We start from the raw sequence: 23,372 nt of genomic DNA on the forward strand, positions 1-23,372 counted from the left end.
CCGGCGACAGCGGTTTTTACGTCCGTCCCCGAAATCGAGTATGGGAGAAACCGAGACGGCCGACCGCCTCGTGGTGTCGTATCCGGCCGACCTCAGCGAGTGGGGCCGATTCCAGGTCGAGAAGCCGTCGTTCCGTGCGTACTTACGGAAGACCAACGACCGCGTCGCAGTGGGCGACGTTCTCGAGGAGTTCGTCGGCGTCGGCTGCTGTGGCAGCAACCTCGACGTGCCGCTCCGCATCGAGGCCGTCGAGGGCGGTTCGGTGGTCGGCGAGGACACCGACATCGAATACGAAGTCCGTGAGGCCTGCGACATCGAGGGCGGCTGGCTCGTCCAGAGCGAGGCCGGACCGAGTTAATCCTTCAGTTCGGCTTCGACGAGGGCGTCGTTGAGGTCGGCCCGAACGTACTCGCCGGTCTCGCGCTCGCTCGCGGTCGTGACGACGCGGTTCTCCTGGACGCTGGAGCCGTCACGGATGAGGAGTCGGACGTTGCCGGTGTCGTCGGCGCGGGTCGCCTTCGCACGGACGCCGGTCCGCGAGCCCGACCCGCCTGCATCGATGGGACCGGGAATAATCTTCTTGACGTGCGGGTGACCCGCGACGGTATCGATTACCTTCCGTCCGTCGCGGCCGCCGATGAGCGTCGAGTGGCTGCCGCCGAGTTTCTCCTCGGTGGAGGCCTCGACGACCTCTAGGCTCGGTTCGCCGCGCTTGCGCCGGACGGCCTCGATTGGGTCGTCGTCGGCGACGCGATAGAAGGGGTAGTGAACTTCGCTGCGAACCGCCCGGACGACTTCGCGGTCGCCGGTGGCGTACACCTCCTCGGGGCGCTTGCGCCGTATCTCGTCGGCGATGCGACCCGCGTAGTTGCGGAGTTCCGTCGGCGCCCACCGCTGGTCGTTTTCGGGGCGCGTCGTGACGGTTCGCTGGGAGACGATGTCGTCGTCCAACAGCGCGGTGACGGTCGCACGCTCGCGTTCGCAGTCGATGACGACGGTGTCGGCGTTCTCGCTCCGGCAGACAAGACAGTAGTCGCCGGGGCGTTCCAGCGGCGTTCCACAGCACCGACACTCCATGTGGGACGGAAGGCAACGAACGCCGATAAGCGGGGCGGTTCGGAACTCCCTCAGGCCCGCGGCAGTTCGACCGTGACGACGGTCCCGCGGGGGTCGTTGTCGGCGATGTGTACCTCGCCGCCGTAGTTCGTCACCAGCGTGTGGACGAGATACAGGCCGAGGCCGTCGCCGGCGACGCCGGTCGCCATGTCGTCTTTCTCGGTGAAGGACTGCCGAATCTCCTCGGGGATTCCGGGGCCGTCGTCTTCGACCCGCAGGACCGTCGGGTCGCCGGTCTCGACGGTGACGCGGACCGACGGTTCACCGTCGTGGTGTTCGACGGCGTTCGAGAGGAGGTTGTCGAGGACCGACCGGAGGAAGTCGTCGGCCCGGACGGTCGCCGAGTCGGCCTCGAGTTCGAAACTCGCGTTCGGATACGTCTCGCGGGCGTCGGCGACGGCACGGTCGGCCACGTCGGCGATGTCGACCGGTTTCGCCTCCGGCTCTCCGGACAGCGACTGGACGAGCGTCTGGACGTTCTCGACGAGCGTGACGATGCGCTCGCTCTGTCGCTCGATGACTTCGATGTGTTCCGAGGAGACGTCCTCCTCGCGGAGTTCGTCCGTGTAACCGTTGATGATGGTCATTCCGTTGAGGACGTGGTGACGCAACAGGTGATTGAGGAACGCCATCCCCTCCCGCTGGGCGCGCTCGCGTTCGGCGAGTTCGGCGTTCTGTTTCGCCCGAGCGCGGTTGACACCGGTGACGACGCCGAAGAGGATGCCGAGGTTCGCACCCAACAACAGCGTCCCCCGGGCGGCCATGAACTCTCCAGCGATGAGGGATTCGGCGCTGGCCCACGCCGCGAGCGCTCCGAGCGCGAGGATGCTACCGAACATCCAGCGTGCGACGGTCCACTCTCGGGTGGGGGCCTTTCGCACCGCATACAGCATGACGCCGACCGCCACCACCGGCAGGCCGACGTTGATGAAGAGCGTCGAGCCGGACTCGAGGACGCTTCCCGGCATCCCGGATGCGAGGACGTGCCACCCCCCGAAGAGCGACAGACACAGCCCGATGGCGACCACGACCCACGACCCCTCGATGTCACGTACGGGGACGTTCGGTCGGTTGATGGGCCGATTCGACATACGGTTCACATAATCCCCCTCCCACTTGACTCCCTCGCTCGGCCCACTGTTCGTTTGGGCGCCGCTAAGCACGAATCTGCCTCTCAGGCGAGGTCCTCGGGGTCGGTCTTCAGGAACTCCCGGGCCACCGCCGTCGCGTAGCTTCCCTTCGGTAGCGAGAACCGAAGCGTCAGCGGGTCGGTGTCGACGTCGAGCGTCGTCTCGACGCGAATCGCCCGACGAGTGCCCGAGGAATCGAACTCCCCGGGCAACGAGAAGTCCGCGGGTTCGATGCCGATGTCCTCGAAGACCGACCGGGCGATTGCCGCCGGTTCGCCGCTTCCGAACTCCGTTTCGGTGCCGAGAAGCGGCGCGGTGACGAACGCGCGGCCGCGCTCGCAGTGTCGCCGCACCGTCTCGACGCGGCGCTCGTCGACGAGTTGTGTCCGTCCGGGGTCCGGCAGTCCGTCGTCGTCGGAGAAACACACCACGTCGCCGGTAACCGGGCGTCCGAACGGCAGCCCTCGACGCAGGCGCTCCGAACAGATGCGGTTGAACGCATAGGACTGGGCTGCATTGACGAACATCCGCTGGAGGTTCGTCGGCAGGCGTTCGAGGGCCTCCCGGTAGTCCACTGGCGCGTCGGCGCCTTCGGCCAGCCGTGCGGCGATGGCGCGTTCGAAGCGGAGTCGCCTCGGAAGTCTGTCCAGCGCCGCCTCCCAATCGCGTGTCTCGCCGACGTACTCCCGCGCCTCCTGTGTCGATTCGGGTTCGCGGTCGCCGGCCTCACAGACGTACCGGACCGCGGCGGACTCCCAGTCGCCGCGGACGATGTCGAGGCCGACCCGGTGGGTGATGGGGCGTTTCGACCCGAAGCGCTGTTGGCCGAAGACGTTCGGGACGGCGACCGACTCGGCGTCGTCCTCGCCGTCTGCCGCAAAGGCTCGCAGTTCCGCGGCGATTGCCTCGGCGTTCTTCGGTCGCTCGGCGTCCCGCACGACGAGTTCGAACTCGTTGCCCACGAGGTCGCCGAACAGTACGGGTCGGCCGGCCCGTCCCAACACTTCGATGTCGACGCCGTCGAACGTCGGCAAATCGTTCCCCTCGGGCCGTTTCACCGAAAACAGCTGGGTCGTGACCGCGTGTTTGTCCTTCGTACCGGCCCACGACACCCGCTCGCGGCTGATTCCGAGTTCGTTCGACAGCGCCGAGGCGAAGTCGTTGGTGTCCCAGCCCCGAAGCGTCGCCCGGAAGACGAGATGTGGGTACGACCCCGTTTCGGCGTCGAGCGGGTGGACATCCGCGCCGAAGGCCTCCCGCTCTCGTACGCGGAAGTCCTCGGGGCGGTCACGGAGGTGGCCGCCGACGCCGTCGGCCTCGGAGACGTAGTATGCGATGCCGACGGTGGCCTCTATCGGATGGGACTCGCGCATACTCGGCCCTGCGGCCGCGTTCACAAAGCGTCGTTGTTTCCGTCGCGACCGCTACAACCGCTCGAAGAACTCCGCGACGAGTTCGCCGGTATCGGCGACGATGCCCGCCCACGCCTCGTCGTCCGGGGCAATTCCGACGGAGCGGCCGGTGACGAAGTTACTGTGTCGTCTGCGAGCAGAAGGGTTCGCGTCGGGCTACTCCTCTTCGGAGAACTCGAAGCCGCCGTCTTCCTCGTCGGGGTCCGCGTCGGCGTCGGCGTCGGGGTCCGTCCCCGCGTCGCTGCCGCCGTCGGCGGTCGGAATCGGCCCGGTTCCGATGACATCGCGGACGGCCGTCTCGAAGGACTGTCGGGTGTCGAAGTACACCTCGTCGCTCTCGGCGAGTATCTCGCCCAACTCGCGGGGACCGTCGGGCGTCCGGATGGTCGTCTCCCCCTCGCGTCGGTCGACTTCGCTCTTCTCGATGGCGTAGTGGAGCCGGGAGGCCACCCGCGCGAGCGGTGCGCCCTCGACGCTGTCACCCTCGCCGAGTTCGACCGCCGGTTCGGCTTCCTCGGCCTCCTCGTCGCCGTTGTCGCTCATACCCCGGTCTTCGCGGGTTCCCGTCGTAATCCTTACGAAGCGTTCCCGGAAGGGATTCATTCGCTCGGTGCTGGGGTCCGAGCATGTACCGCTGGGGTCACGTCGGTGCGGCGCTGTTGGCGTACGCGCCCCTCGGAGCCGTACTGACGGTACGCGGCGACCCCACACTCGCCGCCGTCGGCTTCGCCGTCGCCATCGCCACCGCGACGCTGCCCGACGCGGACGAACTGCTTCCCATCGACCACCGCGGGCCGACCCACACGGTCTGGTTCCTCCTCGTGTGTTCGGCAGTCGGCGTCGCCGTCGGCGTCGCTGTCGGGAGCGGCTTCGGTCGAACGCTCGCGTTCGGGGTCGTCCTCGGAACTGCGGTCGCGGTTTCGCTCGGTTCGCACCTGCTGGCCGACAGCATCACGCCGATGGGCGTCCGCCCGTTCGCTCCGCTGTCAGGGTGGCACCACAGTTTCGACCTCACGCCGGCGGCGAACCCCCCGAGCGAACGCGGCGCTGCTGTCTGCGGGCAGCGCCGTCGCGCTTCTCTCGCAGGCCTTCCTCGTCCTGTGAGCGCCCTGCTACCGAGAACGCCGCCGACCACAACGGCTTAGTATAACCAGAGAATACTACTCAGTTGTATGAGCGAGTTCGGCAAATTCTCCGACGTGGGAGAGGCGGAAGTGACACGAGCAATCGGACAGGAGTGGACCGAGGAGTTCATGGACTTCTCGGATTCGGACGTCATCATCGTCGGGGGCGGCCCCTCCGGGTTGATGGCGGCGAAGGAACTCTCCGAGCGCGGCGTCCAGACGATGGTCGTCGAGAAGAACAACTACCTCGGTGGCGGCTTCTGGCTCGGCGGCTTCCTGATGAACAAAGTCACGGTCCGGGACCCCGCACAGAACGTCCTCGAGGACCTCGACGTGGACTTCAAGCGCTCCCAGGACAGCGAAGGGCTGTTCGTCGCCAACGGCCCCGAAGCGTGTTCGGGACTCATCAAAGCCGCCTGCGATGCGGGTGCGAAGATGCAGAACATGACGGAGTTCACCGACATTGTCATCCGCGAAGACCACCGCGTCGGTGGCATCGTCATGAACTGGACGCCAGTGCATGCCCTGCCACGGGAAATCACCTGTGTCGACCCCATCGCCGTCGAGGCGGATTTGGTCATCGACGCGACGGGTCACGACGCCGTCGCCGTCTCGAAACTGCAGGAACGCGGCGTCCTCAACGCCCCCGGCATCGAACACGCCGAAGAACACAACACCGGCATGGACGACACGGGCGACGACAGCTACGGCGCCCCCGGTCACGATTCGCCCGGCCACGACTCGATGTGGGTCGGCGAGAGCGAGGACGCCGTCGTCGAACACACCGGTCTCGCCCACGACGGCCTCGTCGTCACCGGGATGGCGACGGCGACGACGTACGGCCTCCCGCGGATGGGCCCGACCTTCGGCGCCATGTTGCTCTCCGGGAAACGCGCCGCACAGGTCGCACTCGACGAACTCGAAGTCGACGCCCCCGAGGTCGAGTTGACGAGTCGGTCGCCGGAACCCGCCGACGACTGAGGGATGGTCGACCGGGTCACACTGTATCGCGCCCCGACGACGGAAGCCGACGCCGACACAATCGCGGCGTGGCTCGAGGAGCGAATCGACGCCGACGTGACCGTCGAGGACCGCCTGCTCGGCGACGCGGCCGGGGAGGAACTGGCCCGCGAGTTCGCGGCCGCGCGAGTCCTCTCGCCGTACGACCGCGAGACGGGCACCGACATGCTCGGCATCGTCCGGTACGAACAGCGCGCCCTCGAACACCCCGAGCGCGCCGGCGGCGTCATCTACGACGGGCTGGCGATACAGGACGCCCTCCGGAAGCGACTGCCCGGGGAAGGTGGTCTCGACCACCTCCACGTCCCCCTTCTCGACCGTGTTCTCGGGACGTGGGGCGACCACGACGGCCGCTGGCACAAGCGCGTGGCCGTCCTCGGACAGCCGGCCGTGCTCTCGGTGCCGGGACTGTACGAGGCGCCCGCGAAACCCGAGGCCTACTACGAGGCCAAACAGAAACACGCCCTCGTTTCCGGGGATACACCGCCGCGGGAGGTACTCGAAAACGAGGTCGACGGCGAGTTTCTCGTCGCCGACGACCCCCGGACGACCGACGTGCTGAAAGGGTACGTGCTGGCGGCGTACCACTACCTCGAAACCGGCGAGGCGTTCTGTGCCGACCCCGACTGCCGCCTGTACGACGCCCACCGCCAGCCTGCCCTCCTCAACGCCCAACTGCGCGGGTCCGCCTTCTGTGAGGGCCACGCCGAACAGTACGGCTGACTCGTCGGTCTCGGCCGTTCGTCGTTCGAACCAAAACCCGCTTTGGCATCGGGTCACTAAACCGACCAATGACCCAGCGCTACGCGCCGACACGCCGGCACTTCCTGAAGGCCGCCGTCGCCGTTGGCGGCACGGCGGGCCTCTCTGCGTGTCTGGATTTCGCCGGCGAGGTGCCGGTTCCGGCCGGCGTCGAAGACCCCTCGACGCTTCCGCGCCGCCAACACGCCTGGAACGACGTTCTGGAGACCGACGAACACGGCAACCACGCCCTGCCGAAACACCACATTTTCCTGTATGTCAACCTCGACGTGGACGGTGAACCGACCGATTCGGACCGCCAGCAGGTCGCCGACGCCCTTTCGGTGCTCGACCGCGCCTACGAGCGCTCGCCCGCAGGGCTGATTTTCTCCGTCGGCTACTCGCCGTCGTACTTCCAGCGCTACGGGTCCGCCCCGGAGGGCGTCGACCTCCCCCAACCGCGGGCGCTGTCGGACTTCGAACAACCCGATTTCGACACCCAGGACGTCCACATCCATCTCGCCTCCGACCGCGCCGACGTGGTGATGGAGGCCGACGAGGCGCTGTTCGGCGACCGCGAGACAGCCAACGGCGTCGACGCCGTGGCGTTCCCCGGCACGGTCGACTCCCGCCGGACAGGCTTTATCGAACCCGGCATGCCCGCCGAGAAACAGGACGAAGTCGACGGGATTCCCGAGGGGACGCAGGTGCCAGAGGCGTCGAAGCTGTTCATGGGGTTCAACGCCGGCTTCGCCGGCAATCAGGCCTCCGAGGCGTTCATCACCATCGACGACGGCCCCTTCGAGGGCGGCACGACGAAACACGTCTCCCGGCTCCACCAGCGACTCGACCGCTGGTACGGCGACAACGACCACGACAGCATGGTGAAGAAACTGTTCGGGACCCACCAGGTCGGCGACGTCGAGGGCGTCGGCAACAACGTCGGCGACCACAGCGGCGTCGTCGCCGAGGACCTCGAAGCGCTCGTCGAACAGGCGAGGGAACACGGTGCCGTCGGCCACGCCCAGAAGATGGCCCGCGCCAACCGCGACGAGGAGGGCAACGTCCTGACGCTGCGACGCCACGTCGAATCGACCGACGACGGCGTGGCAAGTCTCCACTTCCCGAGTCTCCAACGGGGTATCTCGACGTTCGAGGCGGTTCGGGAGGCGATGAACGGCGCCGACATCACCAAAGAGACGCCGGCCATCCGCCAGCGCGTCAACAACGGGATTCTCCGATACATCTTCGTCAAGCGCCGGGGGAACTTCCTCGTCCCGCCACGGGAGTTGCGAGCGCTGCCGACTCCCGACGGCGAGGCGCCGTAGCCGCTACAGCGCCGTCTCCCGACCCATCGCGCGCCGTATTCTGACGCCGACAGCGGCGCCGAGGCCCCCCGACCGCTGCGTGAATCGGCACCACGAGCAGCGCGACCAACACCGTCTGCACCCCGAGGAACAGAACCGAGAGGTCACCGCCGAGAACCGTCTGGACCGCTCCGATAGCGACGAACCCGAGGAAAGCCACAATCCCCCCGTAGGCGCCCGCCCGGGCACCCGACCCGACGTGGCCGGACTCACGGGATAACAGGCCGGCGACGATTCCGCCCGGCAGCGCCGCGAACAGCACCGCCGCGACGAGGTCTCGCCCGAGGAGGAAACTGCCGAGAACCACCCCCACCACCGCGAAAGCGTCGTGAGCCCACCCACGAGAACCCGTCGTTCCATACCGTCTCGTCGCCCGATTGGGGGAAAACGGTGCCGACTCGACGCGCTAGCGGACTCGTCCCGACAGCAGTCCGACGAACCCGGCCGCGAACGTCTCGTAGCGGCGGTCGTCGGTGCGTGCGGCAAGCGCCGCCCGGGAGGCCTCGACGCGACGCGACAGCGGCCCGTCGAACTGACCGAACGGTGCACGGAGTACGTCACCGGGCGTCGACCCCGGCGCACCCGCCGCGACGAACGCTCTGAACAACGGATTCAGCGGCCGGGCGAGGGGGGTCCCGGTCGCCGTCGCGTCCATCAACGCGACCCGCCCACCCGACCCGACGAGGTCACACCAATCGTCGACGACAGCGGCCGGGTCTTCGAAGAGTCCACAAACGAAGGTGCCGAGAACCGCGTCCGCGTCGGCGACTGGCGGCCGCGTCGCATCGGCTTGAACGACGGAGGCGTTGTCTATATCCACAACGCCTTCCCGAGCGCGATTCAAGAGCGGTCCGGTGATGTCGACACCCACAACAGCCCCCTCCGGGCCGACCCGCTCGGCGAGATACGGGAGGTTCACCCCGGTTCCACAGCCCATCTCGACGACCGTATCGCCGCTATCAGCGGCTGCTTCGGCCGCGGCACGCCGCCAGCGAGCGACGCCGGGGGGCGGTCGCGATTCGGTCGTACAGCGCGGCCCAGCGGCCGTAGAACTCGGTGACGCCCATCAGACGAGGTCGCGAACCGTCCCGACGACGACGCCAGCATCTGCTCCGAGGAGGTAAACGACGGGTTCGATACCGAAGCCGCCGGTCTGATACAACACGTCGGGTTGGGGGTTGGATTCCAGCGCCTCGGCGATGGCCGACTCGACGTCTGCTTCGGCGTCGAACTCGACGGTTTCGTACCCCGCCGCATCGAGTTTCGCGACGACGTCCTCGTCGTAGCGGACGTTCAGCGCCGCACGAGCGTCGCTGCCGGCCGCCCTGGCCGCGAGCAGGACCGACGCCACGTGTTCGGAGACGCCGAACTCCGGGTCGCCGGGAACCGTCGCCTGTCCCTTGATGTCGAGGATGCGACCCGGGATGGCGGCCACGTCGTCGATGCCGTCGGCGTCCGGGAGCGCCTCGACGAGGTTCGACCCGACCGCCGGGATGAGTGCGGCGAAGCCGCTCGTGTTCTCCAGCGTTCGGACGCCGCGTCGGACCGACGACAGCACCCGCTCTGTCGTCCGCAAATCGCCTTCGGGGTCGTGGATGTCGAGGGGGCCCTCGTGGTCCGAAAGCGGCGGGAACGCCGCCTCGTGGAGGTTCGCCAGCAAATCGCCGCGTTCGAGTTTTCGAATCAGGATTTCGGCCTCGACAAGTGCCTGCACGCGGCTCATGTCGCCGGTTTCGAGCCCGTCGGCCAGCCGTTCGACCGTCTCCCGGACCCGCTCGTCGTCGGCGACGGCGTCGTTGATGTCCACGTCGCCGTGGGCGTACTTCGAGACGGCGCTTTGGCTGATGCCGAGCAGTTCCGCGACCTCGCTTTGGGTGAGGCCGCGCTCGCGGAGTTCCCCCGCCAGCATCGACCGAAACGTCGGGAGGAACTCCTCGACGACGACCTCTTCGATGAACTTCATCGCTTCTGGTCGCCTCCGAACTCCTCGTCGGATTGGATTCGGGAGGCCTGCGGTCCTTTCTGTCCCTGATACTTCGAGCCGCGCTCGGCACCGTAGGGGCGTTCGGCGGGGTTCTTCAGTTCGGTGAACGTCAACTGGGAGATGCGCATCTCCGGCGTGAGGGCGACGGGGGCGGTGCCGAGGTTCGATAGCTCTAGGGTGATTTGGCCCTCGTAGCCGGGGTCACAGAGGCCGGCTGTGGCGTGGACCACGACCGCCAGACGGCCGAGCGAGGACCGACCTTCGACGTGGGCGATGAGGTCCGGCGGAATCTCGACGCGCTCCTTGGTCGTCCCGAGGACGAAATCGCCGGGGTGGAGAATGAAATCATCGCCCTCCTCGACGTAGGTCTCGTCGACGTACTCGTCGACCTCCTGTTCGCTGTTCGGGTGGATACACGGGATGTTCGTCCGCTGGAATTCGAGGAACTCCCGGCCGAGGCGGAGGTCGATGCTGGCGGGTTGAATCTGCAGCTCGGGGTCGTCGAGGGGTTCGACGACCAACTCGCCGTCGGTGAGGCGGCGACGGATGTCGCCGTCGGAGAGTATCATGCCCGGAGACGGGAGCCTCAGGGGCTTAAAGGTCAACGATGCTGGCTAGCCGAACAAGACCATGAGAAGCGAGAGGCCGACGGCTACGCCTGCTGCGAGCGTCGCGCGGTCGCTCGGCAGGTCGTAGGCGCCGAGCAGTCCCTCACGCCAGACGTAGCCCTTCCGTGACATCCTCCGCGCCGTGAACGGCGCGGCTTCCCACGCATGGGGAATACCAGCTAAGTGCGGCTATCGCTGGTAGAGGGTTCCGACCCGTGGAACGCCGAGAGAGTCATTTGCGAGTGTTTCTCGCTCGTCTCTCGGTGGGTCGTGGTGCTGTCACAGGCACTCCCATCCCGAGGCGAGTCATTGCCTGCCGGTTTCAGCGGCACGCTCTCTCCCCACGGGTCAGCCCGTTGTGCAACGTTGATTGCGCCGTTTATATCGCCCTGAAACTCCGTGATGTGGCACTCGTCGTTGGTACACCGGAACGTGGCTTGTGCGGCTCTGTTTCCGATATGACCGCAAGCGTGGCACGTCTGGCTGGTGTACTCCGGTCGGACGTACTCGACCGGGATACCAGCCTCTCGTGCTTTGTCCTCGACGCGGTTCTGTAACCGAGCGAACGCCCACGCATGGAGTCGCCGGTTCATGTACGAACCGTAGTCCAATTCTTCACGGATGTACGTCAGATTCTCCATTACCAGAACCGGCTTCTCGAATTGCCGGGCGTACTCGACGGCCTGCCGGGATGCCTTCTCGACAATATCGGTGAGTGCGTTCTGGTAGTGGTCGAATCGCTCGTCCATCCGCCACTCGGCGGCGTCACGCTCTTGGAGTCGTTTCAGAGTCGTGTGCATCTCTTTGCGAAGATGCTTCGCACGGCTCCCGTCACACACGAACGGGCCAGTTGGTGAACCGTCCTTGAGGGCACAGCCCGTTATCAGGGCGGTTTCACCAATGTCCAGACCGATGTGCGTCACGTCGTCGCCGGCTGTCGCGTAGTCGGGGGCTTCGACCGGAAATTCGACAGTGACGTGTAGCGTCCACGATGTGCGATTCTGTTGCAGCCGGAGTTGTCCCGCCGAAGCGTCCCCGTCTACGAGGTCGTGCCACAGTCCCTCTTGTTCGGGGTTGATACGAAGCGGTATCCAGAAATTCGTTCCCCGACCGGGTTGGGGTGCCCACCACGTAAACTCGTATTCTCGTGCCGGAGAGTGGTCAAGCTCGGCGGCTTGGTTGGTGAGCCGAACCGGGTGGTCGTCGTCCAACTCCTGTGCGTTGTAGGTGTCGTGAAGTTGTGGAACGTAGTTGCACAGGGCCGCTTTCGCCTGATACGGCAGGTCGTAGGGCGTCACCACGTCACTGGTTGCGCTCATCGTGTCGCACCCGGCGTCGAACGCCTCGTGTAGTCCCTCGCGGTAGGTTTCGAGCAGGTCACAGAGTTTCCGCTCCTTGTGTGCTGTCGGCGGCGCGAGAGTCGCTTCGAGCGTCTTAGTAGTCGTTTCCATCCGTCTCTAACCCTTGTTCGATTAACTCGCGGTAAGCACGCGGATGGCGAATGCCATTCTCACGAGCGTACTCTTTGACCCGCTCGTGCAGGTCGCCACCGCGCTCCATATCAATCTCCGTTCGCACAAGAATTTGTACGTTTTTACTCCACTAAATACTTACGTTGGGTATTCAGTCAGGCAACAGTCACGGAGATTGTGGCACGGAGCTTACGCGATTCACTCCCGCCCTGCTCAGTCCTCGGTTCCGACGCTCTGTCGGAACCCTCGTCCTTCGCGGGAAGGGCGGGATTCTCTCCCTGTTAGAAGATAGGCCCGCACGAAGCCGATGATAGTCGCGGGAATCTCGAGAAGCGCCGCGAGGCCGACCACTCCGAAGGTTCCGCTGTAGGTCGCCTCGGTGGCGTCCCCACGGACGAGGAGGTAGACGACGCCCGCGAGGATGGCCCAACTGACGAGCATGACGAACGGGAGGACGACGAGAACCGTCCCGAACACCCGCCGGAACGCGCGCCGTCCCTCGGGCGGGAGGTCGACGACCGCGAGTTGCATCACCGCCCACAGGCCACCAGCGGTGATGACAGCCACCAACACGATGGCGCCGAGGGCGGGAAACGTGAGTGATTCCGGGCGGCGCGATTCGAAGAACTCTCTGGGGGACACGAGCAGGTCCCGGAGGGCATAGAGAGCCATCGGAGTCGGGTTTCCGACGAACGAACATAAAATCAGCCACCGCCACGCTCGCCAACCACCCGGTTTTTGTCCCTCTCCGCCCGAGCGACAGTATGAAACAGGCCATCGTCGCGCGTACCGACCTCGGGATGGGCAAGGGGAAACTCGCCGCACAGGTCGCCCACGCCTCGCTGCAAGCCTACGAGTCCGCGGGACCGGACGCCCAACGGGAGTGGAAATCCGGCGGCCAGAAGAAAGTCGTCCTGAAGGGGTCTGGCGAATCGCAACTGCAGGAACTCGCCGAGGCCGCCCGCCGGGAGGGCCTGCCCTACGCGCTGATTCGTGACGCCGGCCACACCCAACTGGAGCCGGGAACGCTAACGGCGCTGGCGGTCGGTCCCGGTTCGGAGAACATCGTCGACAAGGTGACAGGCGACCTCTCGCTGTACTAGAACCCCCGCGTGTACTGTCGCGGAACCGGCGCGTCGTAGCCCAGTTTCTCGGCAGCGTGGACCGCGAAGTAGGGGTCTTTGAGATGTTCACGCCCGACGACGGCGAGGTCGGCACGGCCGTTGCGGATGAGGGCGTCGGCGCCCTCCGGCGTGGTGATTTTCCCGACGGCACCGACCGGGACGCCGCCTTCGGCGACACGTTCGGCGTAGGGTACCTGATAATGCGCGCCGGTATCGGGGACCTGCTGGTCGGGGTGGATGCCGCCCGCGCTCACGTCGATGAGGTCGACGCCGAGGCGTTCGAGGTCCCGCGCCAGTCGTGCTGAATCCCCGACGCTCCAGGAATCACGGTCCGGCAGCCAGTCGGTCGCCGAGATGCGAACGAAGACGGGCATCCCCTCCGGGACGGTGTTCCGGACGGCGGTGACGACTTCCCGCAGCAGTCGGGTTCGGTCCTCGAAGTCCCCGCCGTAGGCGTCGTCGCGGGTGTTCGTCACCGGCGAGAGGAACTCGTGCAGTAGGTAGCCGTGGGCAGCGTGGACTTCGACGATGTCGAAGCCGGCTTCGACAGAGCGGGCCGCAGCATCGGCGAAGGCGTCGACGATACGAGCGATGCCGTCGGTGTCGAGGCGTTCGGTCGCAAGCGGTTCGTCGTCGGCGTAGGGCCAGGGGTCGGCGGTCGGGCCGACCGGCGTCCACCCGCGGTCGCCGTGGACGGGACCGTGGCCGTCGCTCGGACGGTTCGTCGAGGCCTTCCGGCCGGCGTGGGCCAACTGGATGGCGGAGACGGCGCCCTGTGATTCGATGAACTCCGTCACCGGTTGTAGCGCCTCGGCGTGGTTGTCCGACCAGATGCCGAGGTCCTTCGGCGAGATGCGACCCCGCGGCGTGACGGCAGTCGCCTCGCTCATCACGATGCCCGCGCCGCCGGAGGCGCGACTGCCGAGGTGGACGAGATGCCAGTCGGTCGCCAGTCCGTCCTCCTCCTCACAGGAGTACTGACACATCGGCGACACCATCACCCGATTTCGAGCCGTCACGTCGCGGCTCTCGAAGGGAGTAAACAGGTTCATAGACGGCGTTCGTGGCCGCGCGAAAAGACGCTTTGTGTAGCGGTACGGAATCGGGATTTCAGGCGTGTCGACACGTCAGTCGCCGAACACGCGCCGGAAGACGCCCCGCTCTCGCAGCGCCATATAGAGGTACGCACACGGGAAGGCGAGAAAGACCACCGACAGCAGGACGACGAACAGCACCGGGCCGGCCAACAGGTCGCTCATGTTCGGGTGACGGGAGCGGCGAGTATTCAGTCCGTCGCTCCGCCGCCGAACGCCGAGAGGTCCGCCTGGATGCCGGCGGCCATCGTCGACTTCCGGCGGAGGTCGGTCAGCGAGACGGGGAGTTGGGGGACGAGCTGGCGGACGGCGCTGTGGAACGTCTCGGCGACGGCCGGTTTGGAATCGAAGGCGTTCCGCACCGACTCGCGAATCTGCCAGACGCCGACCGGCGCCCAGTACTCGTTTGTGGCGTGGCGGACGACGAACACCTTCGCCTGTCGGTCGCGTTCGGCCAACTCCTCGAGGACGCCCAATCGGGACGCGTAGTACGCTCCCGAGGTCTCGTCGACGTAGTCGGTACGACCCTCGTAGCCCTCGCGGTCGGCGGCCATGTACAGTTGCCCCTCCGGGTCGGGGTTCCAGATTGAGCCCGGCGCCTTCAGTTCGAGCAACTCGAACTCCCACTCGCCGGGAGTGGCGATAATCCAGTAGTCGTTGCCGACGTAGCTGTTGTGCCAGACGAGCGTCTCGTCGATGCTGGAGGCGTTGCGAATCGTCCCGCGGAGGTACTTCCCGACGGTGTCGTCGACGGCCGTAATCGACCACCGCGTCGGGACGAGCCGCCTGTTTTCGCCCTGCCCGAGCGCGCCGACCGATAGCACGTTGTTGATGTCGTAGACGTCGAAGCCGCGCCGGTAGAGGTAGGTCATCGCGCCCTCGGCGCGCCAGTCGTCGTCCGAGAGCGTCTTCTCGACGGCACGGGGGGACGTGGGGGTTCTCCGTCAGCGTCGCCGAATCCGCCGACGCCCGCGGGCCGCGTGGCGCGGCGATGTCCTCCAGCGAGCCGTCGAGGTCGAACCCCGGCGATTCGTCGAGTCCCAACTCCACGTCGACCGGGCGGTCGGCGATGGCGACCTCGCGTTGGGTGCCGACGAAGCCGTCCCACACGTCGCTCACGTCGACGTTCGAGCGCCGTGTGGAGTTGAGCAGGCCAGTCCGCTTCTGGAAGACGTCCTCGATGGAGTAGCCCTGTCGGTACCACTCGCCGGTGGTGACGTAGGACTCGGCGTCGGACTCGTCGCCGACGGGCGCGAGAAGTCCGGCCGAAACGCGGGGGTACGACGACCGGCCGACGAAGACGGAGGGCGCGGTCGACCCGACCATCGTATCGCCCGACAGCGTCTCGTCGAAGCGCGTCCGGGCGTCGTCGAGGTGGTCGGTGATGGCGTAGGACTTCTCCTCGGCGAGTTTCCGCAGCTCGACGGACTCCTCCCGGTCGAGTCCGTCAACGTACTCGTCGAGGCGCATACTCGGCGTTGGGTCGGCGAGGGTAAAGACCGTTCGGGGACGGGTCGGCCGGCTCGTCAATACAGACAGTGACCGCCAACATCGACGGAGCAGGCATCGAGACCGAACACCAAGCCATTGGACGCGTTCAGGAACAGTCGCTCCGCCGACGCCGCGAGCATCCCGCGTATCCCAGCATTCGTTGACAGTCCGATGAAGCCGATTCGGTCACCAGTCTCGGGGTCTAAGCAGAGAACACCAGCGTCTCGGTCACCGCCGAGGTCGGCACCGACGTAGAGTGCGTTGTCAGTCACAACCGGGCGACCGACCGAGACTGATTCAGCTTCGGAGTACCGCCAACGCTCTTCGCCGCTCTCTCCGTCTCGGCAGACAACATCGTGTAACTGCTCCCGGCAGTAGATGTTGCCGTTCGCGGCGGCGATTTCACGGTTGAGCCGCTCTCCCGGACCTTCCCTGAACCACAGTTCATCTCCCGTTTTAGCGTCTACTCCGACGATACCCGACTCGGCTCCGAAGTGCAGTGAAGCGAACAATCGTCCGTCCACGACCGTTGGGGGGCCGTATACGGGGGCGTTCCGGCGCCACTCCACGTCCCCGGCTGTCGCATTTATTGCGACGACCCCTTGGTCAAGAATAGAGACGTACACAAGTTCGTCAGCGAACGCTGCAGAGAACGTCCACCCTTGGTCTGCATCACTGGGAACCTCGTACCGCCACAATACGTCCCCAGAGTCGTCGTCGATTGCTAAGAGTCCCTCCACGCCATCGGTCGCCTCAGTGACACTCGCCGTCGGCGCATACACCACGCCGTCGACGACAACCGGGTGTCCTGCCCGTTGATTCGTCCTATTTGGCGACCCGTCGATACTGCAGTACCAGCGCTCCTCACCGTCGGGTTCGTAGCTATACACGCCGTCGAACGAAAGTACGTACACCGCACCGTCCGAAGCCACGATAGAGTCGCGGTACAGCGTTTCACTCAATCGGTCGCCGCGATACGTCGAGACGGGGATGTCACGAATCATCTCGCCCGTCGCTGCGTCAAGAACTCTGATGCCGACTTCAGCGGGTGAACCCGCACCTCGCCCGCTCCCGTAGCCGAGATACAGGTTCCCGTCGGCGACAGCGGGCGTTGAATGGTAGCCACCGTCTGGAATTTCCGTTCGCCACGCTTCCCCGAGCGTTGCTCCCGGACCGTCCCAGTGTGTTACGTCGCTGGTGTTACCATCATCGTAGCCGGTTCGGGGCCAGTTCCCGGAGACGGAACCGGCATCGGAACACCCGGCGAGACCGACGAAGCCGCCCGCGATGAGACTACCGAGATATGCGCGTCGGGAGGGCATATTTTCACAGATAAGACGAAGCGTAAAATGCTTTCTACCGATGCGTTGGGAGTGCGTGAGAGTGGATTGTCAGACTGATTAACTGTGAATCCCCATCGCTTCGATTTGCTCCTGATACCGGTTCCGGATGGTGACTTCGGTCACCTGTGCCACGTCGGCGACTTCGCGTTGGGTCTTCTTTTCGTTACACAACAGCGAAGCGGCGTAGATGGCGGCGGCGGCGTAGCCGGTCGGCGATTTTCCGGAGAGGAGGCCCTTCTCGGCAGTCTTCTCGATGATGTCGTGGGCCTTGTTTTGGACTTCCTCGCTCAACTCCAACTCCGAGCAGAAGCGGGGGACGTACTTCTTGGGGTCGACGGGTTCCATCTCGAGGCCGAGTTCCTGTGAGATATAGCGGTAGGTGCGGCCGATTTCCTTGCGTTCGACGCGGGAAACCTCGCTGATTTCCTCCAGCGAGCGCGGGATGCCCTCCTTGCGGCAGGCGGCGTACAGCGCGGCCGTCGAGACGCCCTCGATGGAGCGGCCGCGGATGAGGTCGTCGTCGAGTGCGCGCCGATAGATGACGGAGGCGACTTCCCGAACGGAACGGGGGACGCCCAGTGCCGACGCCATGCGGTCGACTTCCGACAGCGCGAACTGGAGGTTGCGCTCGCCGGCGTCCTTGGTTCGGATGCGCTCCTGCCACTTCCGGAGGCGGTGCATCTGGGAGCGTTTCTTCGAGGAAATCGAGCGGCCGTAGGCGTCTTTGTCCTTCCAGTCGATGGTGGTGGTCAACCCCTTGTCGTGCATCGTCTGGGTCGTCGGTGCGCCGACACGGGATTTCTCCTGTCGCTCGGAGTGGTTGAACGCCCGCCACTCCGGGCCGGGGTCGATGTGGTCTTCCTCAACGACAAGCCCACAGTCGTCACAGACCATCTCTCCCCTGTCGGCATCCTTGACGATGTTATCCGAGGAACACTCCGGACACACCGTCCCCGTTTCGGTGTCGGTCGTCTCCCCCTCACGCTCGCTGTCGCGTTCCCGTTGACGGGTGGGCCGTGTCATCGCGTTTTTATAGTCAAACAAGCTTCCCACTTAAACTCTCGCCAAAACCTCGGAATATCGAACACGAATCCGACGCCACCCCACCGCAGTCCGTTGGTTCCGTTCTCGGCGGCGTCCGGATATCGGAAGCGATAAATCCCGAGTCGGGAACGCTCCAACGAATGCCGGTCATCGACTGCGACCCCGCGACTGCCCGCGAACGCCTCGAATCCGCAGGCGTCCGGGTCGAAGCGGGCAACACCGACCACGAACTGTGGCGGGCCAGCCACGGCGGCGCGACGGCCGTCGCCTACGAGGGGAAAGTCGTCGTTCAGGGCAACGAATCCGCCCGATTGGTCGGTCTCATCGAGGGCGGTGGAGGACGCGCACACGTGTACTTCGACGGCGCCAGCAGGGGGAATCCGGGGCCCGCCGCCGCCGGCTGGGTCATCGTTACCAGCGACGGCATCGCCACCGAGGGCAGCGAGCGGATGGGTCGGATGACCAACAATCAGGCCGAATACGGGGCGCTGATTCGTGCTCTGGAGGTCGCCGCCGACTTCGGCTTCGACGAGGTCGTCGTCCGGGGCGACTCCCAACTCATCGTCAAGCAGGTCCGCGGGGAGTGGGACACCAACGACCCGACGCTTCGGGAAAAGCGGGTCCGGGTCCGGGAGTTGTTGGAGCGCTTCGAGGAGTGGTCCATCGACCACGTTCCGCGGGAGATAAACAGTCGCGCCGACGAACTAGCAAACGAGGCACTCGATGGCTGACAGCGACGCGAACACGGACACCGAGGAACCGACGACGGAACTACCAGAGGGCGTCGTCGACCGCGCCGAGCGGCTGACGCGACTGATGCGAGATGCGGTCGACCCCGCCGAACGGGAGGCCTACCGGAGCGACCGCCGGGCGTTGCTCGAAGAGTACGATTACACCGCTCGCGTCCGCGAGGACGACGACGGCGAGACGCTCGTCTGTCACCCCGCGGAGTGGACCGAGGACGGCGTGGTACAGGTCGACCGCATCGACGACACCGACCGCGCCGTCGAAATTACCCTCTCTGGAACCGGCGACGGCGGCGATTACGAGGCCGTCGACGCTCACAACCGAGCGGTCGTCGAGGCAGTCCGGGATGAACACGGCGACCCCCACGGTGAAACCGCCGCGGCGTTCGCCGATTTCATGAGTAACCACTACGCCAAGCGAATCGAGGCCGCAACCGAGGCCGAACGCGAGGAGTTCCGGACGGAGTACTTTCCGCGGAACGCGTGGCCGAGCGACGAACAGCGGGCGCGTCTCGAGCAGTCGCTCGACATGATTTTCGACGTGGCCCACTCGCGGTGAAAAGTCGACGTTTTTTTACTCGAACTGTGCGACGAGGTCGCGGACGCGGTCGGCGCGGTCGCCGTCGGTGACGACCTTCGAGAACGTCCACGCGAGCTGGTCGAAGACAGCGTCGAGACCCTCGTCGGTGAGGGCGTACTCGTTGGTTCGCTTGTCGAGTTCGCTCTTCTCGACGAGTCCCATCTCGACGAGGTCGTCGAGGTTGGGATACAGTCGACCGTGGTTCACTTCGCTGCCGTAGTACGTCTCCAGTTCCCGCTTGATGGCGAGCCCGTAGCGGGGCTCCTCGGCGAGGATGGTGAGGATGTTCTGCTGGAACGCGGTCAGGTCGGGGGCCACGCCTGGGTCGGTCGCGGCTGTTTGGGCCTCTGACATGTATAGGGGTACATTGTCAACCCACTTAACAGTTATCAAACATCTTTGAGAGCCGTGTATATCTTGCTTTTTAAATATAATCGGCCGATTTCGAGTCAACGAGAGTGACAGTCTTCGACCCGCCGGCCGCTGCAGCGGAGCTCCTCGGACGCGTGTCGAAAGCTCTTTGCGGGGCAGGTGAGGAGCCACGGTATGGCAAACCTGTGGGAAGACCTCGAAACGGGACCGAACGCGCCCGAGGAGATTTACGCCGTCGTGGAGTGTCTGAAGGGCGAGCGCAACAAATACGAGTACGACAAGGACATCCCCGGCGTCGTGTTGGACCGCGTCCTGCACTCGAACGTCCACTATCCGTCGGACTACGGGTTCATCCCGCAGTCGTACTACGACGACGAGGACCCCTTCGACGTGCTCGTGTTGGTCGAAGACCAGACGTTCCCGGGCTGTGTCATCGAGGCTCGCCCCGTCGCCCTGATGAAGATGGACGACGACGGCGAACAGGACGACAAGGTCATCGCCGTCCCCAGCGAGGACCCCCGATACGACCACATCGAGGACCTCGAGGACATCCCCCAACAGCAACTCGACGAGATTGACGAGTTCTTCGCGACGTACAAGAACCTCGAAGAGGGCAAGGAAGTCGAGACGCTGGGCTGGGAGGACAAGCAAGCGGCCTACGACGCCATCGAACACGCCCAGAACCTCTACGAAGAGCACTTCGGCTAGGCCGTCAGTACAGCTGTTCTTTTGAGTAGCGCGTCCGTCAGCGGTCGGCTCGCGAGATGGGGTCGACGCCGGTGAACTCGAATCGCGCACCGCCATCGGACCCCTCGACGACGCGGACGTTCCACCCGTGTTCGTTGGCGATTTGCTTGACGATGGAGAGCCCGTAGCCCGACCCACCTTCGCGTGTCGTGTACCCGTACTCGAACACCGTCTCCCGGTCGGCCGCCGGAATTCCGGGGCCGTCGTCTTCGACGTAGAAGCCGTCCGGTAGCGAACCGACCCGAACGGTCACGTCCGGGCCACCGTGGGTCACAGCGTTTCGGAACAGATTGCCGAGGAGTTCCCGGACCCGGCTCTCGTTTGCCTCGATCCGGCCGATGTCCTCGACACGGAGGTCGGCATCCTCGGCGGCCGTGAGACTCCACTCCGCCCGGACGGCGTCGTCGAGTCGAAACGGCTCGGCCTCGTCGACGAAGCCACCCTCCCGCGAGTACGTCAGGATGTCGTCGATGAGGTCGTCGATGCGGTCCAGTGCCGCCAGCGCCTGTTCGAGTTCGGGAGCGTCGGACTTCTCGTGGGCCAACTCCGTGTACCCGCGGGCGACCGACAGCGGACTCCTGATGTCGTGAGAGAGTATGTCTGCGAACTCGTCGAGCCGTTCGTTCTGCTCTTCGAGCGACTTCTCGCGGTTGCGCCGCTCGCTTATGTCCCGGACGATGCCCGTAAAATACCGCTCCCCGTCGTGTTCGTGTTCACGGAGGCTAATCAGCGTCGGTACCTCGTGGCCGTCCTTGTGGAGCGCCGGCAACTCGATGCCGTTCCAGTCGATGTTCTTCTCGCCGGTCTCGATGTAGGACTGCAGCGCGGCGGCGTGGGCCGGGCGAAGGCGCTCGGGGATAATCTTCATCTTCGAACTCCCGACGAGTTCCGCCGGCGAGTAGCCGAGAATCCGCTCTATAGCCGGGTTCGCATACACGATGCGGCTATCGGCGTCGATTGTCAACATCCCCTCGGAAGCGTTCTCGACGAGCGTTCGGTAGAACGCTTCCGAGCCAATCGAGTCGTCGCGAAGGTTCACCTTCCCAGCGGTACGTACTCGACGGGATAGAGTCTGTCGTTTCCGCGTGGTTCCGTAGCACACCGAGCGCACAACCAACCCGCTGGAAACCCATCTACGATTCGTAATGTGCATTCACAAAACCATAACATGCGACAGGGTAATTCGGACATATCAGCACCCAGTACGTCGTTTTTCGCCCACTATATTCCCCTTATGCATACGTCGAATCAGGGTGATACGGTATGCTTATGGAATGATACTTGTGCGTTCGAGAAGTACCTTCGAGCATGAGCGCCGAACCCCGTGAACCGATGGGCATCCGTCACATGACGGTCGTACCGGAGAACTTCGAGCCGGCCGCCGAGGACGGCGACCGCGACGACGACGCGTAGCGGGAGCGATTCTTGCCGCTTTCGGGGAGCGCCGCCGGTTTTGCCGGTCGAAACGAAAGTTCTTGTAGGCGCCTGCCCCACACGCCTCTATGGGACTGTTCGACCGGCTTCGCGGTGGCGAGGGTCCGCGAGTCGCTTTCTTCGGTATCGACGGCGTTCCGTACAGTCTAATCGCCGACAACGAGGAGACGTTTCCGAACCTCACGGCGATGGCGAGCGAGGGGGCGGGCGGTGCAATCGACTCCATCGTCCCACCGGAGTCCAGCGCCTGCTGGCCCGCGTTGACCACCGGCGTCAATCCGGGGGGAACCGGCGTCTACGGCTTCCAGGACCGCGAGGTCGGAAGTTACGACACCTACGTGCCGATGGGTCGGGACGTACAGGCCACCCGTCTGTGGTCACGCGTCACCGACGCCGGCCGGGAGGCGACGGTGATGAACGTGCCCGTAACGTTCCCGCCGGACCGCGACGCCCAGCGGATGGTCAGTGGCTTCCTCTCGCCCGGCGTCGAGAAGGCAGCCTACCCCGACGAACTCCGTGAGACGCTGGAGGGCCTCGATTACAAAATCGACGTGAACGCCAAACTCGGTCACGACGAGGACAAATCCGAGTTCATCGAGGACGCCCACGAGACGCTCGACGCCCGCTTCGAGGCGTTCAAACACTACGTCCAGCAGGACGACTGGAACCTCTTCTTCGGCGTCTTCATGACGACCGACCGAGTGAACCACTTCCTGTTCAAACACTACACACAGGACGGCGAGTACAAAGAGGAGTTCCTCGAGTTCTACGAGAAAGTCGACCACTACCTCGGCGAACTGCGCGAGATGCTCGACGACGAGACGACGATGGTCGTCGCCTCCGACCACGGCTTTACCCAACTCGACCACGAGGTCAAGTGCAACGTCTGGCTGGAGGAGAACGGCTGGCTCTCCTACGAAGACGACGACCACGACAGCCTCGACGACATCGCCGACGACACGAAGGCCTACTCGCTCATCCCCGGTCGCTTCTACATCAACCTCGAGGGTCGGGAGCCCCGTGGCTCCGTCCCCGAGGAGGAGTACGAGGAAGTCCGAAGGGAACTGAAAGCCGAACTCGAAGCACTCGAAGGCCCCGAGGGCCGAAAGGTCGCAGACCGCGTCGTCACCAAGGAGAAGGCCTTCCGCGGCGAACACGCCGACATCGCGCCGGACCTCGTTGTCATCCCGAACCACGGCTTCGACCTCAAATCCGGCTTCCGCAGCGGCGATACGGTGTTCGACATCGGCCCCCGCAACGGCATGCACAGTTTCGACAACGCGTGTCTGTTCGTCGACGACGACGACGCCACGATTAAAGACGCCGACCTCTACGACATCGCCCCGACGATTCTCGACCTGCTCGACATGGACGTCGACCGCGGCGAGTTCGACGGCGCGAGTTTGGTGTAACTCCGACACCG

The 23,372-nt window shown here is 65.2% G+C and carries 27 protein-coding genes and 1 pseudogene; 10 read left to right on the forward strand and 18 right to left on the reverse strand.

Features of this window, described 5'->3' with window-relative positions; genetic code table 11:
• The first annotated feature begins 40 nt into the window (after positions 1 to 40).
• Complete coding sequence (locus tag GJ631_RS07750) at positions 41 to 358, forward strand: hypothetical protein (protein WP_156708599.1); 318 nt, start codon at positions 41 to 43, stop codon at positions 356 to 358.
• Here GJ631_RS07750 and GJ631_RS07755 read toward each other — a convergent pair.
• The 4 genes from GJ631_RS07755 to GJ631_RS07770 all read right to left on the reverse strand — a co-directional run bounded on the left by GJ631_RS07755 (position 355) and on the right by GJ631_RS07770 (position 4,201).
• The gene (locus tag GJ631_RS07755; protein WP_156708600.1) at positions 355 to 1,077 is read right to left on the reverse strand and encodes a DUF2103 domain-containing protein; all 723 of its coding nucleotides are present in this window, start codon (positions 1,075 to 1,077) and stop codon (positions 355 to 357) included. The genes GJ631_RS07750 and GJ631_RS07755 overlap by 4 nt on opposite strands.
• A 50-nt stretch (positions 1,078 to 1,127) precedes the next feature.
• A complete protein-coding gene (locus GJ631_RS07760) occupies positions 1,128 to 2,207 on the reverse strand; it encodes a sensor histidine kinase KdpD (RefSeq protein ID WP_156708601.1) in 1,080 nt (359 codons plus the stop codon).
• A gap of 83 nt (positions 2,208 to 2,290) precedes the next feature.
• Complete coding sequence (gene truD, locus GJ631_RS07765) at positions 2,291 to 3,619, reverse strand: tRNA pseudouridine(13) synthase TruD (protein WP_156708602.1); 1,329 nt, start codon at positions 3,617 to 3,619, stop codon at positions 2,291 to 2,293.
• A 195-nt stretch (positions 3,620 to 3,814) separates the two neighbouring features.
• Positions 3,815 to 4,201 carry a DUF5789 family protein gene (locus GJ631_RS07770; protein ID WP_231753924.1) on the reverse strand — a complete coding sequence of 129 codons (387 nt, stop codon included), beginning with the start codon at positions 4,199 to 4,201 and terminating at the stop codon, positions 3,815 to 3,817.
• 83 nt (positions 4,202 to 4,284) lie between these two features.
• Between GJ631_RS07770 and GJ631_RS07775 the strand changes: the two genes are divergently transcribed.
• The 4 genes from GJ631_RS07775 to GJ631_RS07790 all read left to right on the forward strand — a co-directional run bounded on the left by GJ631_RS07775 (position 4,285) and on the right by GJ631_RS07790 (position 7,871).
• On the forward strand, positions 4,285 to 4,803 hold the full coding sequence (locus GJ631_RS07775) for a metal-dependent hydrolase (RefSeq protein WP_156708603.1): 519 nt from the start codon (positions 4,285 to 4,287) through the stop codon (positions 4,801 to 4,803).
• A gap of 27 nt (positions 4,804 to 4,830) precedes the next feature.
• Positions 4,831 to 5,763 (forward strand): sulfide-dependent adenosine diphosphate thiazole synthase, encoded by a 933-nt coding sequence (locus GJ631_RS07780; RefSeq protein ID WP_156708604.1) that lies wholly within the window; start codon positions 4,831 to 4,833, stop codon positions 5,761 to 5,763.
• Positions 5,764 to 5,766: 3 nt separating this feature from the next.
• Positions 5,767 to 6,525, forward strand: a complete 759-nt coding sequence (locus GJ631_RS07785) for a DUF7001 family protein (protein WP_156708605.1) — start codon at positions 5,767 to 5,769, stop codon at positions 6,523 to 6,525.
• Positions 6,526 to 6,593: 68 nt separating this feature from the next.
• The gene (locus GJ631_RS07790; RefSeq protein WP_156708606.1) at positions 6,594 to 7,871 is read left to right on the forward strand and encodes a twin-arginine translocation signal domain-containing protein; all 1,278 of its coding nucleotides are present in this window, start codon (positions 6,594 to 6,596) and stop codon (positions 7,869 to 7,871) included.
• On the opposite strand, the gene GJ631_RS07795 is transcribed toward GJ631_RS07790, so the two are convergent.
• From GJ631_RS07795 to GJ631_RS07820, 7 genes are all read right to left on the reverse strand, one after another.
• Positions 7,795 to 8,223 carry a hypothetical protein gene (locus GJ631_RS07795; protein WP_156708607.1) on the reverse strand — a complete coding sequence of 143 codons (429 nt, stop codon included), beginning with the start codon at positions 8,221 to 8,223 and terminating at the stop codon, positions 7,795 to 7,797. The genes GJ631_RS07790 and GJ631_RS07795 overlap by 77 nt on opposite strands.
• A 93-nt stretch (positions 8,224 to 8,316) precedes the next feature.
• Entirely contained in the window at positions 8,317 to 8,847 is a 531-nt protein-coding gene (locus GJ631_RS07800; protein WP_370518594.1) for a class I SAM-dependent methyltransferase, read from the reverse strand.
• A 129-nt stretch (positions 8,848 to 8,976) separates the two neighbouring features.
• A complete protein-coding gene (locus GJ631_RS07805) occupies positions 8,977 to 9,873 on the reverse strand; it encodes a thiamine-phosphate synthase family protein (RefSeq protein WP_156708608.1) in 897 nt (298 codons plus the stop codon).
• Positions 9,870 to 10,463, reverse strand: coding sequence for a dCTP deaminase (gene dcd / locus GJ631_RS07810; RefSeq protein WP_156708609.1), 594 nt, complete (start codon positions 10,461 to 10,463; stop codon positions 9,870 to 9,872). Before dcd ends, GJ631_RS07805 begins: the two co-directional genes overlap by 4 nt.
• Positions 10,464 to 10,508: 45 nt before the next feature.
• Positions 10,509 to 10,634 carry a hypothetical protein gene (locus GJ631_RS19215; protein ID WP_255453918.1) on the reverse strand — a complete coding sequence of 42 codons (126 nt, stop codon included), beginning with the start codon at positions 10,632 to 10,634 and terminating at the stop codon, positions 10,509 to 10,511.
• A 47-nt stretch (positions 10,635 to 10,681) separates the two neighbouring features.
• Positions 10,682 to 11,953, reverse strand: coding sequence for an RNA-guided endonuclease TnpB family protein (locus GJ631_RS07815; protein WP_156708610.1), 1,272 nt, complete (start codon positions 11,951 to 11,953; stop codon positions 10,682 to 10,684).
• A 234-nt stretch (positions 11,954 to 12,187) separates the two neighbouring features.
• Complete coding sequence (locus GJ631_RS07820) at positions 12,188 to 12,646, reverse strand: Yip1 family protein (protein ID WP_156708611.1); 459 nt, start codon at positions 12,644 to 12,646, stop codon at positions 12,188 to 12,190.
• 92 nt (positions 12,647 to 12,738) lie between these two features.
• Here GJ631_RS07820 and pth2 point away from each other — a divergent pair, with 92 nt between their 5' ends.
• Positions 12,739 to 13,077, forward strand: coding sequence for a peptidyl-tRNA hydrolase Pth2 (gene pth2 / locus GJ631_RS07825; RefSeq protein ID WP_156708612.1), 339 nt, complete (start codon positions 12,739 to 12,741; stop codon positions 13,075 to 13,077).
• On the opposite strand, the gene GJ631_RS07830 is transcribed toward pth2, so the two are convergent.
• The 5 genes and pseudogenes from GJ631_RS07830 to GJ631_RS07845 form a co-directional block, all read right to left on the reverse strand.
• Complete coding sequence (locus tag GJ631_RS07830; RefSeq protein WP_156708613.1) at positions 13,074 to 14,150, reverse strand: NADH:flavin oxidoreductase/NADH oxidase; 1,077 nt, start codon at positions 14,148 to 14,150, stop codon at positions 13,074 to 13,076. The genes pth2 and GJ631_RS07830 overlap by 4 nt on opposite strands.
• A gap of 75 nt (positions 14,151 to 14,225) precedes the next feature.
• Positions 14,226 to 14,357 (reverse strand): hypothetical protein, encoded by a 132-nt coding sequence (locus GJ631_RS19220; RefSeq protein ID WP_255453919.1) that lies wholly within the window; start codon positions 14,355 to 14,357, stop codon positions 14,226 to 14,228.
• Positions 14,358 to 14,383: 26 nt separating this feature from the next.
• Positions 14,384 to 15,662, reverse strand: a pseudogene (gene nreA, locus GJ631_RS07835) (DNA repair protein NreA).
• 56 nt (positions 15,663 to 15,718) lie between these two features.
• A complete protein-coding gene (locus GJ631_RS07840) occupies positions 15,719 to 17,005 on the reverse strand; it encodes a PQQ-binding-like beta-propeller repeat protein (protein WP_156708614.1) in 1,287 nt (428 codons plus the stop codon).
• Between the two features lie 78 nt (positions 17,006 to 17,083).
• The gene (locus GJ631_RS07845; protein ID WP_156708615.1) at positions 17,084 to 18,049 is read right to left on the reverse strand and encodes a transcription initiation factor IIB family protein; all 966 of its coding nucleotides are present in this window, start codon (positions 18,047 to 18,049) and stop codon (positions 17,084 to 17,086) included.
• A gap of 161 nt (positions 18,050 to 18,210) precedes the next feature.
• Here GJ631_RS07845 and rnhA point away from each other — a divergent pair, with 161 nt between their 5' ends.
• A complete protein-coding gene (gene rnhA, locus GJ631_RS07850; protein ID WP_156708616.1) occupies positions 18,211 to 18,801 on the forward strand; it encodes a ribonuclease HI in 591 nt (196 codons plus the stop codon).
• Positions 18,794 to 19,375: a rnhA operon protein gene (locus tag GJ631_RS07855; RefSeq protein WP_156708617.1), complete on the forward strand. Its 582-nt coding sequence runs from the start codon at positions 18,794 to 18,796 to the stop codon at positions 19,373 to 19,375. Before rnhA ends, GJ631_RS07855 begins: the two co-directional genes overlap by 8 nt.
• Before the next feature lie 15 nt (positions 19,376 to 19,390).
• Here GJ631_RS07855 and GJ631_RS07860 read toward each other — a convergent pair whose 3' ends face one another.
• Positions 19,391 to 19,750, reverse strand: a complete 360-nt coding sequence (locus tag GJ631_RS07860) for a PadR family transcriptional regulator (RefSeq protein WP_156708618.1) — start codon at positions 19,748 to 19,750, stop codon at positions 19,391 to 19,393.
• Positions 19,751 to 19,942: 192 nt separating this feature from the next.
• On the opposite strand from GJ631_RS07860, the gene GJ631_RS07865 reads away from it, so the two are divergent.
• Complete coding sequence (locus GJ631_RS07865) at positions 19,943 to 20,476, forward strand: inorganic diphosphatase (protein ID WP_156708619.1); 534 nt, start codon at positions 19,943 to 19,945, stop codon at positions 20,474 to 20,476.
• Positions 20,477 to 20,513: 37 nt separating this feature from the next.
• Here GJ631_RS07865 and GJ631_RS07870 read toward each other — a convergent pair whose 3' ends face one another.
• Positions 20,514 to 21,554 carry a PAS domain-containing sensor histidine kinase gene (locus GJ631_RS07870; RefSeq protein WP_197424911.1) on the reverse strand — a complete coding sequence of 347 codons (1,041 nt, stop codon included), beginning with the start codon at positions 21,552 to 21,554 and terminating at the stop codon, positions 20,514 to 20,516.
• 463 nt (positions 21,555 to 22,017) lie between these two features.
• Between GJ631_RS07870 and GJ631_RS07875 the strand changes: the two genes are divergently transcribed.
• Positions 22,018 to 23,361 (forward strand): alkaline phosphatase family protein, encoded by a 1,344-nt coding sequence (locus GJ631_RS07875; protein WP_156708621.1) that lies wholly within the window; start codon positions 22,018 to 22,020, stop codon positions 23,359 to 23,361.
• Positions 23,362 to 23,372: the final 11 nt, after the last annotated feature.

This window comes from Natronomonas sp. CBA1123 (genome assembly GCF_009741925.1).
GTDB lineage: Archaea > Halobacteriota > Halobacteria > Halobacteriales > Haloarculaceae > Natronomonas.

Excerpts from the sequence above, each read along its gene's own strand:
- GJ631_RS07750 (WP_156708599.1), top strand. The coding sequence starts at position 41 with ATGGGAGAAACCGAGACGGCCGACCGCCTCGTGGTGTCGTATCCGGCC.
- GJ631_RS07755 (WP_156708600.1), bottom strand. The coding sequence starts at position 1,077 with ATGGAGTGTCGGTGCTGTGGAACGCCGCTGGAACGCCCCGGCGACTAC.
- GJ631_RS07760 (WP_156708601.1), bottom strand. The coding sequence starts at position 2,207 with ATGTCGAATCGGCCCATCAACCGACCGAACGTCCCCGTACGTGACATC.
- truD (WP_156708602.1), bottom strand. The coding sequence starts at position 3,619 with ATGCGCGAGTCCCATCCGATAGAGGCCACCGTCGGCATCGCATACTAC.
- GJ631_RS07770 (WP_231753924.1), bottom strand. The coding sequence starts at position 4,201 with ATGAGCGACAACGGCGACGAGGAGGCCGAGGAAGCCGAACCGGCGGTC.
- GJ631_RS07775 (WP_156708603.1), top strand. The coding sequence starts at position 4,285 with ATGTACCGCTGGGGTCACGTCGGTGCGGCGCTGTTGGCGTACGCGCCC.
- GJ631_RS07780 (WP_156708604.1), top strand. The coding sequence starts at position 4,831 with ATGAGCGAGTTCGGCAAATTCTCCGACGTGGGAGAGGCGGAAGTGACA.
- GJ631_RS07785 (WP_156708605.1), top strand. The coding sequence starts at position 5,767 with ATGGTCGACCGGGTCACACTGTATCGCGCCCCGACGACGGAAGCCGAC.
- GJ631_RS07790 (WP_156708606.1), top strand. The coding sequence starts at position 6,594 with ATGACCCAGCGCTACGCGCCGACACGCCGGCACTTCCTGAAGGCCGCC.
- GJ631_RS07800 (WP_370518594.1), bottom strand. The coding sequence starts at position 8,847 with ATGGGCTGTGGAACCGGGGTGAACCTCCCGTATCTCGCCGAGCGGGTC.
- GJ631_RS07805 (WP_156708608.1), bottom strand. The coding sequence starts at position 9,873 with ATGAAGTTCATCGAAGAGGTCGTCGTCGAGGAGTTCCTCCCGACGTTT.
- dcd (WP_156708609.1), bottom strand. The coding sequence starts at position 10,463 with ATGATACTCTCCGACGGCGACATCCGTCGCCGCCTCACCGACGGCGAG.
- GJ631_RS19215 (WP_255453918.1), bottom strand. The coding sequence starts at position 10,634 with ATGTCACGGAAGGGCTACGTCTGGCGTGAGGGACTGCTCGGCGCCTAC.
- GJ631_RS07815 (WP_156708610.1), bottom strand. The coding sequence starts at position 11,953 with ATGGAAACGACTACTAAGACGCTCGAAGCGACTCTCGCGCCGCCGACA.
- GJ631_RS07820 (WP_156708611.1), bottom strand. The coding sequence starts at position 12,646 with ATGGCTCTCTATGCCCTCCGGGACCTGCTCGTGTCCCCCAGAGAGTTC.
- pth2 (WP_156708612.1), top strand. The coding sequence starts at position 12,739 with ATGAAACAGGCCATCGTCGCGCGTACCGACCTCGGGATGGGCAAGGGG.
- GJ631_RS07830 (WP_156708613.1), bottom strand. The coding sequence starts at position 14,150 with ATGAACCTGTTTACTCCCTTCGAGAGCCGCGACGTGACGGCTCGAAAT.
- GJ631_RS19220 (WP_255453919.1), bottom strand. The coding sequence starts at position 14,357 with ATGAGCGACCTGTTGGCCGGCCCGGTGCTGTTCGTCGTCCTGCTGTCG.
- GJ631_RS07840 (WP_156708614.1), bottom strand. The coding sequence starts at position 17,005 with ATGCCCTCCCGACGCGCATATCTCGGTAGTCTCATCGCGGGCGGCTTC.
- GJ631_RS07845 (WP_156708615.1), bottom strand. The coding sequence starts at position 18,049 with ATGACACGGCCCACCCGTCAACGGGAACGCGACAGCGAGCGTGAGGGG.
- rnhA (WP_156708616.1), top strand. The coding sequence starts at position 18,211 with ATGCCGGTCATCGACTGCGACCCCGCGACTGCCCGCGAACGCCTCGAA.
- GJ631_RS07855 (WP_156708617.1), top strand. The coding sequence starts at position 18,794 with ATGGCTGACAGCGACGCGAACACGGACACCGAGGAACCGACGACGGAA.
- GJ631_RS07860 (WP_156708618.1), bottom strand. The coding sequence starts at position 19,750 with ATGTCAGAGGCCCAAACAGCCGCGACCGACCCAGGCGTGGCCCCCGAC.
- GJ631_RS07865 (WP_156708619.1), top strand. The coding sequence starts at position 19,943 with ATGGCAAACCTGTGGGAAGACCTCGAAACGGGACCGAACGCGCCCGAG.
- GJ631_RS07875 (WP_156708621.1), top strand. The coding sequence starts at position 22,018 with ATGGGACTGTTCGACCGGCTTCGCGGTGGCGAGGGTCCGCGAGTCGCT.